General features: G+C 37.7%; 13 protein-coding genes. All 13 read left to right on the top strand.

Translation table 11 applies throughout. The annotated features are described in order from the left end of the window. Positions 1–17: 17 nt before the first annotated feature. Positions 18–1082, top strand: coding sequence for a glycosyltransferase family 2 protein (locus tag QBE53_14320; protein ID WZL80960.1), 1065 nt, complete (start codon positions 18–20; stop codon positions 1080–1082). Then, complete coding sequence (locus QBE53_14315; protein WZL80959.1) at positions 1079–2620, top strand: hypothetical protein; 1542 nt, start codon at positions 1079–1081, stop codon at positions 2618–2620. The genes QBE53_14320 and QBE53_14315 overlap by 4 nt, the downstream gene beginning before the upstream one ends. Further along, positions 2593–3609, top strand: coding sequence for a glycosyltransferase family 2 protein (locus QBE53_14310; protein WZL80958.1), 1017 nt, complete (start codon positions 2593–2595; stop codon positions 3607–3609). Before QBE53_14315 ends, QBE53_14310 begins: the two co-directional genes overlap by 28 nt. Next, positions 3606–5075, top strand: a complete 1470-nt coding sequence (locus QBE53_14305; GenBank protein ID WZL80957.1) for a DUF4832 domain-containing protein — start codon at positions 3606–3608, stop codon at positions 5073–5075. Before QBE53_14310 ends, QBE53_14305 begins: the two co-directional genes overlap by 4 nt. Before the next feature lie 95 nt (positions 5076–5170). Continuing rightward, a complete protein-coding gene (locus QBE53_14300) occupies positions 5171–6157 on the top strand; it encodes a LacI family DNA-binding transcriptional regulator (protein ID WZL80956.1) in 987 nt (328 codons plus the stop codon). Between the two features lie 90 nt (positions 6158–6247). After that, on the top strand, positions 6248–7792 hold the full coding sequence (locus tag QBE53_14295) for an ATP-binding cassette domain-containing protein (protein WZL80955.1): 1545 nt from the start codon (positions 6248–6250) through the stop codon (positions 7790–7792). Beyond that, complete coding sequence (gene alsC, locus QBE53_14290; GenBank protein WZL80954.1) at positions 7785–8747, top strand: D-allose ABC transporter permease; 963 nt, start codon at positions 7785–7787, stop codon at positions 8745–8747. The genes QBE53_14295 and alsC overlap by 8 nt, the downstream gene beginning before the upstream one ends. Before the next feature lie 25 nt (positions 8748–8772). Beyond that, a complete protein-coding gene (gene alsE, locus QBE53_14285) occupies positions 8773–9462 on the top strand; it encodes a D-allulose 6-phosphate 3-epimerase (protein ID WZL80953.1) in 690 nt (229 codons plus the stop codon). Between the two features lie 20 nt (positions 9463–9482). Then, entirely contained in the window at positions 9483–10388 is a 906-nt protein-coding gene (gene alsK / locus QBE53_14280; GenBank protein ID WZL80952.1) for an allose kinase, read from the top strand. 79 nt (positions 10389–10467) lie between these two features. Next, on the top strand, positions 10468–11523 hold the full coding sequence (gene alsB / locus QBE53_14275) for a D-allose transporter substrate-binding protein (protein WZL80951.1): 1056 nt from the start codon (positions 10468–10470) through the stop codon (positions 11521–11523). A 14-nt stretch (positions 11524–11537) separates the two neighbouring features. Beyond that, complete coding sequence (gene rpiB / locus QBE53_14270; protein ID WZL80950.1) at positions 11538–11990, top strand: ribose 5-phosphate isomerase B; 453 nt, start codon at positions 11538–11540, stop codon at positions 11988–11990. Positions 11991–12138: 148 nt separating this feature from the next. After that, positions 12139–12909 carry an AAC(3) family N-acetyltransferase gene (locus QBE53_14265; protein ID WZL80949.1) on the top strand — a complete coding sequence of 257 codons (771 nt, stop codon included), beginning with the start codon at positions 12139–12141 and terminating at the stop codon, positions 12907–12909. 73 nt (positions 12910–12982) lie between these two features. Next, positions 12983–13423 (top strand): DUF3221 domain-containing protein, encoded by a 441-nt coding sequence (locus QBE53_14260; GenBank protein ID WZL80948.1) that lies wholly within the window; start codon positions 12983–12985, stop codon positions 13421–13423. The last annotated feature ends 137 nt before the right edge of the window (positions 13424–13560 follow it).

Raw genomic sequence — 13560 nt, 5'->3', positions numbered from 1 at the left:
TTAGAAAGGAAACGAGAATGATCTCCTTGATAGTACCTGTGTATAATGCAGAAAAAAAAATTAAATCCTGTGTACAAAGCTTGCGCGAGCAATCGTATACATCTATTGAAATCCTCTTAATTAATGATGGTTCGACCGATAAAACAGGAGAGATTTGTGATGCTTTGGCTAAAACAGATTCAAGAATCCGGGTTATTCATACAAAAAACAATGGACAAGGTCAAGCGAGAAATATAGGTATAAAGTATTGCGGCGGTGAATTTATTGCTTTTGTTGATGCGGATGATCAGTTGCCCAAAAAAGCTCTTGAATATCTAATGGAACCCCTTAAACACTTTCCATATGATATTATATCGGGGGCATATGATCGCAAAGTGCATGGAAAAAAACATCGAATACAACCATGCCCGAAGGGACGAATCTGTCGCTTTGGAACACGCCAAGAGATAAAACGTTATCACATATATAAGACGACAAGTGGATTTGGTTATGTATGGGGAAAAATCTATCGACGGACTTTTTTAGAAAAATGTGGTGTGCGCTTTAATCGACAAAAAAAAGCCTTTATGGAAGATAGCTTGTTTAATATAAAGCTGATGGCTTATGCTCCTAGGTATTATGTCACAGATAAAGGTGTATATGTGTATAATATTGTTGATGGATCGACGTCCAATCAAAAAGATGATATCTTCATGCGAGCAAGAAGTGTATTGATAAATTATGCTACGTTTTTAAATGAAAAAAAAGTGCTAAATGAAAATATTGATTTAGCCATACCTTTTGGGTTTCGTATAATGTTATGGACCTTGTTTAAAGAATGGGAGATGTATGGAGTACATTTACATACAACCCATGATATACTAAACCGTTTTTTTTCAATGAAAGTTATTAGACAATGGTTAAAGACGCCAGGGGCAATTAAGGCATGCCTGCAGGTTCAAGAGCCGTTAGAAAGCCTTATGTATAGTATGCTCTACTTCACGGCGAAGTTTAAAGCGCAATATGTATTGAGTGGGATGTTCATCATCGGGCGTCCGGTCCTTAGTAGATATGTGCATAGAAAAGTACGAGGGAATATATGAAAGCTACAGCGTTAAATTCACAGTCAAGGCGAATGAATTCAAGTCGTAATATTATAGTGGGGTTGAGTGTGCAAGTAATTATTTTGCTACTTAACCTTATTGGCAAGTCTATTTTTATTCGTACGTTGGGAACAGAGTATCTCGGGGTTAACGGCTTGTTTACGAATTTGTTTATCGTCTTATCCTTTGCAGAACATGGCATGGGACCTGTGATGCTTTACTATTTATATGCACCTATTCGACATCATGACCTTGAAAAGCTTCAAGTTTTGTATCACTATTTTTCCAAGCTCTATAAGCGTATGACGCTATGGATGTCCGGTCTTGGGTTGATTTTTTTACTCGCCATTCCTTTAATGGTTCAGACGGAAAGTGCGTTGCCCCATTTATCCTTAGCTTTTAGCTTATATCTAATCAGTGTATTGATAAATAATCGATTTGGTTATAAGCTGCATATGATTATAGCCGATCAAAGAAAATATAAAGTTCATCTGATGGAACTTATCTTTGATGGGGGAACATTGATTTTACAAATCATTGTTCTATTGATGACGGGAAATTATATTTTATATTTATCGCTAGTTTTGTTAAAGAGTCTTTTGTTTAGTGGATTTATAGAGCATGTGGTAAAAAAAATGTATCCATTTTTAAGAACCGAGACCAATATATCCTATGTTCTTGAGGAGCAAAAAGAGATTCATAAAAAAATCATCGATGTTCTACAATATCGCATGGCACGTGTGATGATGACTGGGACGGATAATATTATTATTTCGATATTGATTGGAACGATTTGGGTTGGATACTATTCAAATTATGAGTTTGTCATTATGGGAGTAACGAGTCTAGTAGCAGTACTTTTTGGAGCTGTCTCGGCAAGTGTTGGTCATCTGAGTGCAGGAGATCCTATTATAAAACAGCAAAAAATCTTTTTCGTAACCCAAAACTTTAGCTTTTGGATTAGTGGATTTACGACGGCATGTCTTGCAATACTTGTTCAAGACTTTATCCGTCTTTGGCTCAAGCGACCGGAGCTTATCTTAAATCCTTCCATTGTTGTGGTAATCTTAGTGAACTATTATTTGGTGAGTAATCGTAATGTGATTCGTGTCTTTAGAAATGCAGCGGGATTATTTGAAAAGGTCAAGCATATCATGTTTTTGGCAGCAGCCATTAACCTGGTTTTATCGATAATTATGGGAAGCATATGGGGACTTTTTGGCGTGCTATTTGCCACGGTGCTCTCAACGGTTGGAACCTTTTATTGGTATGAGGCTAAGATTGTTATGAAATACTTGGGGAATCTTGGATTAGGATGTTATCTAAAAGAGCAGATGAAGGGCGCTCTATGGACGATAAGTGGAATAGGGCTATGTTTTTTAGGAACCGGATGGATAGATGGAAGTAGTTATATCGGTTTTGGATTAAAGGCAGCTTTGTGTGTACTTATCATTAACATTTGGTTTGCATGGGTCTTAAGAAAATCTAATGCAATGGAGATTATGAAAGAATGGGGAATGAAATTATGGTCAAAATAAGTATAATTGTGCCGGTATATAATGTGATGAAGTATATAGATAGTTGTATTGAATCCATACTTAGTCAGTCTTTTAGTGCGTATGAGCTTATTTTGATTAATGATGGATCGACAGACAACAGTGGCAAGCGATGTGATGCATATGCAAAAGCGGATTCAAGGATACACGTGATTCATCAAAAAAACCAGGGATTGTCTGGTGCCAGAAATGCAGGACTAGAGTATGCCACGGGCGAGTATGTTTTCTTTCTTGATAGCGATGATTCACTTAAACAGGGAGCGCTAAAGCGGGTATATACGGTGATGGAAAAATCAAAAGCGGATGTTGTCGTCTGTGGATTTGAAAAATTTTTTGAAGGGAAAAAACCGACAACTCAAGCGATAAAGCGTGTGCCCATTGAAAAGTCAGGGCGAAGTGCTACGCTTGATATTGTAAATCATGGTCAAAGTCAGATGATTGTTGCTTGGGGAAAACTCTACCGGCGAGAGTTGTGGAAGACATTACGGTTTCCCGTTGGTCGTATTCATGAAGATGAGTTTACAACATATAAGATTTTTTATCAATGTCATAAAGTTGTTGTGCTTAGAGAACCTTGGATTAATTATTTGCAGCGTTCTACCAGCTTGACAGGAAGCTATTCGATAAAGCGCTTAGATAAACTCATGGCGCTTAAAGAGGCGATAGGATGGTTTCGTCGATGGGAAGATAATGAACTAGAAATATATAGCACATATCGATTTTTGTTAAATTTGCAGATTGCACAATATCAGCTTCGATATGGAACCGATAAGACATATCCATATGAACGAAAAATTCGAAGCAGTTATAAGAAGGCTTATCAACTATTTTCGGATAAAAAAGCGCTAAGTCTCATAAGACGAGGGCAGTTATGGCTGTACCGTTATTTTCCGACAGTATATTTGTCCAGTGTGCATGTAGCCGTAGATTTGTATAACAAACTGGATGCTTGTAGGAAGGAGCGGTCATGAGAGACAACGCAGCTAAAAAAAATATAGGCCAAAAAATTATTACAGGAGTATTAGCTGTTTTTATTATGCTTGGAGGGTGGGGATTGTTTTCATATTATTATATACCCAAAGTGACATTAGAGTTTCAAGAGCATAACCAACCAGTTATCGGTCCGGCAAGAGGGTTTTATGCCCAAGTAGATACAGCAAACCGTGACTATGTTGAGAATATGCAGGAGAACCCCCAACTGCTTTTAGTGACATATGACCTAGGTGAGTTTCTATCTGAAGCGATTTCAGCAGATAAGCTTATGGAGCTTCATAATATGCTATATACGGCTAGAGAAAAGAACAAACAAGTTATTTTTCGAGCAGCCTATAGTTATGATGCAGCAGATTATGAGGATCCAAAATCCCTAGAACTTATCTTGGAACATGTCGACCAGATTGGAGATGTGCTCAATTATTATCAAGATATTGTTGTTAGTGTTCAAGCCGGGATGTTCGGTCCATGGGGGGAGTGGCACAACAGTCAATATCTTGAAGAGAATCCTTTGCAAGAAGATAATAGAAATGCACTGCTATATGCTTGGCTGACACATTTAGACCCAAAGATAAAAGTGAGTGTTCGACGACCGCGTTTTTTAAGGGATGCCTTGGATTTTGGTCTTGACACACAACGCTTAGGGTTTCACAATGATGCGTTGCTTGCCGATGGGATAGACTATGGAACATATGATGATCCAATGTATTCTAGAGATGAAGAATTGGATTGGGTGGCATCCCACTTAGCCTTTGGTTATAATGGTGGAGAGATGCCGACACTAAGTGAATATACAGATATTGAGCATGCTGTTGATGAGTTTAATGCATTGCATCTATCCTATCTTAACTACTATTATAATACGCAAGTACTTGATCAATGGGCACAACAAACATATCAAGGTGAAAATGCCCTAGAATATATCAACAACCACTTAGGCTACCGCTTAACGTTAGAACACGCAACGCTCTCCGCACGTATAAAGCCCGGTCGAGCCCTTAACATCCGGATGACAATCGCTAATCAAGGGTTTGCCCCGATACGAGATGAATATGCGGTATATCTTTTAGTTAAGCAAGGCAATACAAGGATTATTCATCAAAAGCTAGATCCATATCCAGAAGATATCCTCACAGGACAGACAAAAGATTATGTATTTGACACTGTTTTAAATCAGAAGATTGATGAAGAAAATCATGAAGAGATTCGTATAGGAATCTATTTTTCCGATCGCTTTAGATATGATCAACGCGATGCACTCGATGAAATTATTATCGATGAAGATGCCTACGAAGAAGTGACAAAAGTTCCTGAGAGCCAATGGGGTCAGGTAGAGCTTGCCAGTACTGGAATAAACTATGATCAAGGCATCAATTGGATTGGGCGATATCGCTGGAATACACAAAAACATGTCTATGAAATACACACGTTTATGGAAGAATAAACGACAGAATTAATAAAAAATAGTTGACAGATTGAAAATATTAGTATATTATTACAACATAAGGTAATCGATTACGTAACAAAGGGGGATGTATTGTGGAACAAAAATTATCGATGAAACAATTAGCGAATAAAATAGGTGTGTCTACAGCCACAATATCTCGCGTAATCAATAACAAAGGAGGCTATTCAAAAGAAACAGAAGAAAAAGTACTTATGGCGATTAAAAAATATGCCTATGTGCCAGATGCATATGCAAAGAGTCTAAGGACAAATACAAGCCATGCAATCGGAGTGGTTGTACCAGATATAACCAATGAGTTCTTTGCAAAGATTGCCCGAACAATTGATAGCTTTTTCCTAAAACACAATTATTCAGTATTTATCTGTGATACGAATGAAGATCGTGAAAAAGAGACGATGCATATTCGCAACCTTTTGGAAAAAAATGTTGATGGCGTTATATATATATCGGGACAGACAGAGATTGAAGACTTTCAAAAAAAGAATATACCTGTGATTTATATTGATAGATGTCCAAAGAATGCTGATTTTTTAGTGGCATCGGATAATGCGCATGGTGGATACTTAGCCACACTTGAGCTGATTGAAAGTGGAAGTCGACGTCCATTATTTTTAAGAGACAGTCGTGACGTCTCTCCGGTTATCGGAAGATTAGATGGTTTTTTAAAAGGCGTTAGTGAAAAAAAAGATGTGATTGAACAATACTTTGAATTGGACACGGAACCATCTTATTCTGCAGCATATAATAAAATACTTGAGCAGATTCAAGACGGACTGTATTTTGATGGAGTCTTCGCAACAAATGACCATATGGCATTAGGCGTGGTACATGCACTAGATGTCTGTGGCTATAGCGTTCCAACAGATGTTCGGGTAGTAGGGTTTGATAATATTTCTTTATCAAAATTTTGCAATCCAACATTGACGACCATCGTACAAGATACGGAAAAACTAGGAATCGAAGCATCAAAGACACTCATGAAATTAATTCATGGTGAGACAATAACAAAAAAAAATATTAGCATACCTGTACACTTAAAAAAAAGATTATCTACATAATTTTTTTAGCAACAACGTAATCGATTACATATTTTTTTATAGGTTGAGTAATCGATTACGTAAAAGAAAAAATACTTTAAGGAGGTTCTTATGGGTACACTCGTTCGAATGGAAAATGTTACCAAGGTTTTTCCAGGGGTAAAGGCACTCGATAATATAAGCTTTGATATTCAAGCGGGCGAAGTGCATGTTCTCTTGGGGGAAAATGGTGCGGGAAAATCGACGTTGATGAAAATATTAAGTGGCGTCTATCAACCAACATCGGGAAAGATTGTTCTCAAAGGCAATGAATTTTCAAAGCTGACACCAAAAGAAGCACAAGAAAATGGAATCAGTATCATCTATCAAGAACTAAGCGTAATTAATGAAATATCAATACAAGAAAACTTGTTTGTAGGTAGGATTCCTACCCATAAGCGTTTTAATATTCCGGTTGTAGATTATGACTACATGCAAAAAAAAGCAACAGAGGTATTGGATAAAGTCGGAGTAAAAAGAAATGTTCAGACATTTGTTGAAGACATCAGTATTTCTGAAAAGCAGCAAGTTGAGATTGCAAAAGCTTTGGTTGCCGATGCAGATGTTATCGTCATGGATGAACCGACAACATCATTGACAACATCGGAGACGGAGCATTTGTTTAAAATCATTCGACAGCTAAAAGCTGAAGGTAAAGGGATTGTCTACATCTCCCATAAAATGAAAGAAATCAAAGAAATCGGAGACCGAGTGACGGTGTTAAAAGACGGAACATATGTAGGAACACGTCACGTGAAGGATGTAGATGAAGATGACCTAGTTAAGATGATGGTAGGACGTGAGATAAAAGGAACATATCATCATCCGACGATTACTGATTTTAGCCGTGAAAAAGTTCTTTTTGAAGTCAAGAATATTTCTAGAAAAGACCAGCGTGTCAAAAATGTTTCTTTCCAGTTGCATCAAGGTGAGATACTTGGATTTGCAGGTCTGGTAGGCTCCGGACGTAGTGAATTGATGAATGCGATTTTTGGAGCTGAACCCAAAAGTTCAGGAGCGATATACTTAGATGGCAAAAAAATAGAGATCCGATCACCTTATGAAGCGATAAAGCATGGTTTGGCCATGGTGACAGAAAATCGAAGAGAGACAGGTTTTTTAGACAATTTTGATATCAAACAAAATATGTCCATTGTTGAGTACATTAAAAATACCGTCCTTCAAGGAACGACGGGATTAGTAAAAAATAAATGGGAAGTCGATAACGCCCATACATTTGTAGAAAATCTAAAAGTAAAATGCCGAGATATCCATCAAAATATTACTGAGCTATCAGGCGGGAATCAGCAGAAAGTTATTTTGGGAAAATGGTTAGCTGCTAACTCACATCTCATTATTTTTGATGAACCGACAAAAGGAATCGACGTTGGAAGTAAAAGTGAGATTTATGTGTTGATGCGTAAACTTGCACAAGAAGGCAAAGGGGTACTGGTAGTATCCTCTGAATTACCTGAATTACTTTCAGTATGCGATACAATTGCGGTCTTTAGAGAAGGTCAGATTAATGGTATTTTTGGTGTCAATGAGGCAACAGAAGAGATTATTGTAAAATCGTCGACGGGACAAATAGAAAAACGAGGTGAAAAGAATGAATAAAAAAGCACATGTAGAGAAGATGTCCTTTAATATGATATGGCAAAAATATGGAACCCTTGGAATATTTATATTGCTGGTATTGGTTTTAACAGCTCTAAAACCGGAGAGTATATTAAACTTGCAAAGTATTCCACAGATTTTGAATCAAAGTTCAGTCAATATATTACTTGCACTAGGTGAGTTTTTTGCCATTCTTATTGCAGGCATAGATTTATCGGTAGGTTCTGTAGCAGCACTTGTGGGTATGATTGTTGCAAAGATGATGGTTGCAGGAGTACCAGTCTTATTAGCATTATTTTTAGGCGTTGTTTTTGGTGGGATTTTTGGATTTATGAATGGATTTTTAGTGAATAGAACAGGCCTGCATCCTTTTATTATAACGTTAGGAACCCAAGCAATCTTTAGAGGAGTGACATTGATTATCTCAGGTGCACGTTCTGTATTTGGATTTCCGGTGGAATTTATCACAACCATAAGTAGCCGAATAGCAGGAGTACCGGTTGCCGTTATTATTGCAGTAGTTGTAGCGATTATTCTTGCTTTTTTTACCAAAAAGACAAAAGTTGGACGTAATATCTATGCGCTAGGTGGCAATAAAGAAGCGGCTTGGTATTCAGGGGTTAATGTCAAACTCCATACATTACTTGTCTTTATTATATCAGGAATCTGTTCAAGTATTGCAGGTATCGTTCTTATCGGTCGAGTGGGTGCTGCAGAACCGGCTGCTGCTACTGGATTTGAGACATATGCTATAGCTGCTTCAATTATTGGCGGCACAAGTTTCTTTGGAGGAAAAGGGAAAATATCAGGAGTATTTGTCGGTGGACTCATTATTGGAATTATCAACTATGGAATGACTGTATTGACTGTACCTAGTAGTTATCAGCAAATCGTGATGGGTTCACTCATTATTATTTCGGTAACGATTGATCGCTTTGTTGCGACAAAAAAATAAATGACGATATAGAGGAGATTTAACCATGAAACCAAAATTTTCTCCATCACTGATGTGTATGGATTTACTAAACATTAAAGAGCAAATTAAGATTTTAAACACACGTGCAGATTTTTTTCATGTAGATATCATGGATGGACATTTTGTCAAAAACATTACACTGTCCCCTGATTTTGTAAAGGCAATTAAGCCTGCGTGTGAGATACCGCTAGATTGCCACTTGATGGTGACAGATCCCGGTGACTACATTGATGCGTTGGCAGATGCAGGGGCAGAATATATTTGTCCTCATGCAGAGACGATAACAACAGAAGCTTTTCGCATCATTAATAAAATTAAAGACAGAGGATGCAAGGTCGGTGTGGTCCTTAATCCGGCGACACCACTAGAGAGCATTAAGCATTATGCACATCTACTCGATAAAATTACCATTATGAGTGTCGATCCTGGCTTTGCAGGACAACCTTTTATTCGGGAGATGCTTGATAAAATTCGAGAGGCTAAGCAGCTAAAGCAGGAAAAAGGACATAAATACTTAATCGAAATCGACGGTTCATGTAATGAGAAAACATTTCATGAATTACATGAAGCAGGAGTGGAAGTATTTATTGTAGGCTCATCAGGACTTTTTGGTTTGGATGAGGATTTGGAAAAAGCATGGGATAAGATGATCACTAATTTCCAAAATGCTACTCAAGTGGATATGACAAATTAGTCGGATAGAAGGTGATGATTGTGAAAGATATAATTGGCATAGATATAGGAGGGACGAATTTTCGGATAGGAACGGTATCTAAAGATGGAAGCCTCAGATATTTTATAAAAAAACCAAGTACCATGTTAAACCAAGAAGACGGTGTTAAGAACCTTATTACAGAGATTGAAAAATATATACATACGTACCAATTGGAAGACAAAGTGAGCTGTGTGTCCATAGGGATACCTTCGATTTTGAATAAAGAAAAAACATTTGTGTATTCTACACCCAATTTAAAAGGACTAGAAAACATTGATTTAGCAACTAAATTGCAAGAAGCATTAAAACTTAAAGTTTATATTGACCGGGATGTGAACCACCTTTTGCTTAATGATATTCAGCATATGGAGATTGAAGATATCTCTCAACAGACCATTGTTGGCTTTTATATTGGCACAGGAATAGGCAATGCCATTATTATTCATGGAAAAGCCTATTCAGGGAAAAATGGTGTCGCAGGAGAACTTGGACATATTCCGCTATATGGAGTTAAAGAGCAATGTACCTGCGCAAATTATGGTTGTGCCGAAGTTAAAGCATCAGGCAAATACCTAAATCAACTGGTTGAACGACACTTTCCGGAGTGCATTATTGATGAGATTTTTATTCGTCATAGTGAAGATGCGATCATTCAAGAGTTTGTAGAGAACTTAAGTATCCCCCTTGCAACAGAGATTAACATATTAGATCCCGACTACATCGTACTTGCCGGAGGTGTCATAGAGATGGAGGGATTTCCAAAAGAAGCATTAATTGAACAAGTGAAAAAAAGAACCAGAAAACCTTATCCCGAAGCAAATTTACAATTTGTTTTTCCAAAGCATACCCAAGAAAGTGGTGTCTTAGGTAGTGCGCATTATGGATTTAGTAAACTTGAATCATAAATACATTTTTATGTATATGATTATAAACTATGATGTTGACTTAACATCAAACTATTATTAATTTATAGGAGGTTTTACAATGAAAAAAGTTTTATTAATGTTAGTCGTAAGTATTTTCTTGGTAGCAAGTTTAGTTGGATGCAGTCAAGAAGGGGATAGTACTACATCAAACAACGACAGTACAAACACCCAAGATGCAGCACAAGAGACACAAGACACAACAGATGCAACGGATGAAGCAACAGAACAAGACACACAAGATGCAGAATCAAGTGAAGCAGAATATGCGGTGATTTTAAAAACACAAGCATCCGACTTTTGGGTAAAAATGAAAGACGGTGTCTTAGCAAAAGCGGATGAACTAGGCGTAAAAGTTGATGTATATGCAGCACAATCAGAAGAAGACACAGAAGGACAACTTAAAATCCTAGAAAATACTGTTAACTCAGGTTATAAAGCTATTGGAGTTGCACCGTTGTCTCCGGTAAACCTTATTCCTGGAATTGTACAAGCTAACGAAAAAGGCATCTATGTTATGAACATTGACGAAAAAGTTGAGATGGAGCAATTAACGGCAATGGGTGGTAGTGTAATTGCCTTTGCAACAACAGATAACGTAAAAGTAGGAGAAAAAGGTGCAACTTATATCGTTGAAAATGTTGAAGCAGGAAGTAAAGTAGCAATTATTGAAGGTAAAGCAGGTAATGCATCGGGAGAAGCAAGAAGAGAAGGTGCTTATAGCGCATTCGAAGCAGCTGGACTTGAGCTTGTAGGAAGCTTGCCGGGAGATTGGGACCGACAAAAAGCCTTAGACGTAGCAACAAGTTTTATTCAACAAAATCCGGATTTAAAAGGAATCTATGCATGTAATGATACAATGGCGCTAGGTGCACTTCAAGCTGTGATTAATGCAGGAAAAGTTGGAGAAATCATGGTCGTAGGAACAGATGGAGATACAGAGGCTAGAGATTCTGTAGACCAAGGTATGCTTGCAGCAACAGTAGCACAAGATCCAGCAGCGATTGGTGCAGCTTCATTAGAAGCGATGGTAAAAGCTGTTGAAGAAGGTGGCGAGATTAGCCCAAATGTAGAGCCTGAGATGATTCCTATCGACTCACAATTAATCACAAAATAACAGGAGGTCATAAGATGCGTATTGGATTTGGTTGTGACCATGTTTCACTAGAATTAAAAAAGATTCTTATGGAGCACGTTGCACAAAAAGGAATAGAAGTGCTGGATTATGGAGCGTATCAGGAAGTAAAAAGAGAAAATTATCCTGAGTATGGTCTAAAAGTTGCCGAAGCTGTTAAAGGTGGAGACTGTGATCTAGGAATTATTGTATGTGGAACAGGTATTGGTATTTCAATTTCAGCCAATAAAGTACCAGGCATTCGGGCAGCAGTTTGCAGTGAGCCTTACTCAGCAAAACTATCACGTGAACATAATAATAGTAATATTCTTGCAATGGGAGCACGGGTAGTTGGTTCAGAGTTGGCAAAGATGATTGTGGACCAATGGTTAGAGGCTGAATATGAAGGTGGCCGCCATCAGATACGTCTTGATATGCTTTCAGATATTGAAAAAAAATATTCAAAATAACACATAAAAGGAAAAAATAAAGAAAGTTACATGCGCTAGATACAGTGTGCATGTAACTTTTTTTTGAGATTTATCTATGGTATAATAAAGGGCAAAGTGAGTCTATTACTTTTTAAAAGAGTAAAAACGATATAATAAGGAGAGCGTTATGTATACAAAGGATGAGCTAATAAGACACTTGAAAAAATCAAATACCAATCCCAAAGGAACCATTATGGTGCATTCGTCTATGCGGGCTATCGGTCAGGTTGATGGTGGAGCAGACACCGTTATTGATGCCTTATGTAACTTTATGGATGAAGGATTACTACTGTTTCCCACACACTCTTGGGATGAAGGTAATTTAAAAGAGGATACATACAATGTTGCAACAGAAAAATCGTGTGTAGGTTTATTAACCAATATTTTTCTGTCCCGAGAGGATGTGGTGCGTTCTTTGCACCCGACACATTCTGTAGCAGCTTATGGGAAAAGAAAAGTCGAATATACAAATAAAGATAAAGCATTGATACAAAAAGGAGAACCGCTTACACCATGCCCACGGCATGGATGCTTTGGAAGCCTTTATGATGAACCGTCCCAGCTTCTATTTGTCGGAACAAACCTTACAAGCAATACTTACATACACAGCATTGAAGAATGGCTGGATGTACCTAATCGCTTGTTAAATAGTTCAAGACCCCTTAAGGTCATTGACTATGATAAAACTAGCTACGATGTGACTTATATCGGGCATAATACCGTTGATGGCAGTGTATCGGAAAATTATGGGCGGATTGAGCAGATGCTTTATGACCAAGATATTGCCACCACATTTACCTTTGGTGATGCTACATGTATGCTGGTTGAGGTCAAAGCGATGACAGAATTGATTATGAAGTTATTAGAAAAAGACCCGGATTACTTTGGTTTTCGTTAATGGAACATTTTTTTACTGACCACGTCTAAAGAGTATAGCAACGAATTAATCTATACAAAAGAGGAGGTCAATTATGAAAATGAAAATCATGTTGATGTTAGCATTGATGTTAATGATAGTTACTGCTTGTTCAAAACCGGAGCAACCACCTATAGAACAAGAGTTGCAACCGGGTGCAGATACGGACTCCGGTTCCGAGCTCGTTGTATATGGACTGGCTGGATATATCAAAGAATTAACAGCCAACCCCAATGAGACAATCACTATTTTTGTTGAAGGGGAATTGGGGAAAAATGGCGCGGATTATCACCGAGGTAATGTAACCGTTAATTCAGAGACGGTTATTTATGCGGAAGATGAAAAGACAATGGACGCACTTGAAAAAGGGCAGTATGTACATGTGTTTTTTGCAGGTGACGTAATGGAATCCGACCCGATTCAGGCCACTGCACGTCAGATTAATATAGTGCCTGAACCCACAACCCAGCTTGATGAAGAGACAACTGAAGAATAATCGATTAAGGCAGCCACATGTTATGTTGGCTGCCTTTGTTTTCTTATGATAAGCTCCTTAGTCACTTAGCATATATAATATATTTGAACTATAGTGCAAAGGATATATGAAAAATTAGAGAGCTATAAAGAGGTAGA

The sequence above is a fragment of the Vallitaleaceae bacterium 9-2 genome (assembly GCA_038396585.1).
In the GTDB taxonomy this organism is placed as follows: Bacteria; Bacillota; Clostridia; order Lachnospirales; family Vallitaleaceae; genus UBA1351.
Note: the sequence above shows the minus strand (reverse complement) of the source record. Positions and strands in the feature narration are given on the sequence as shown.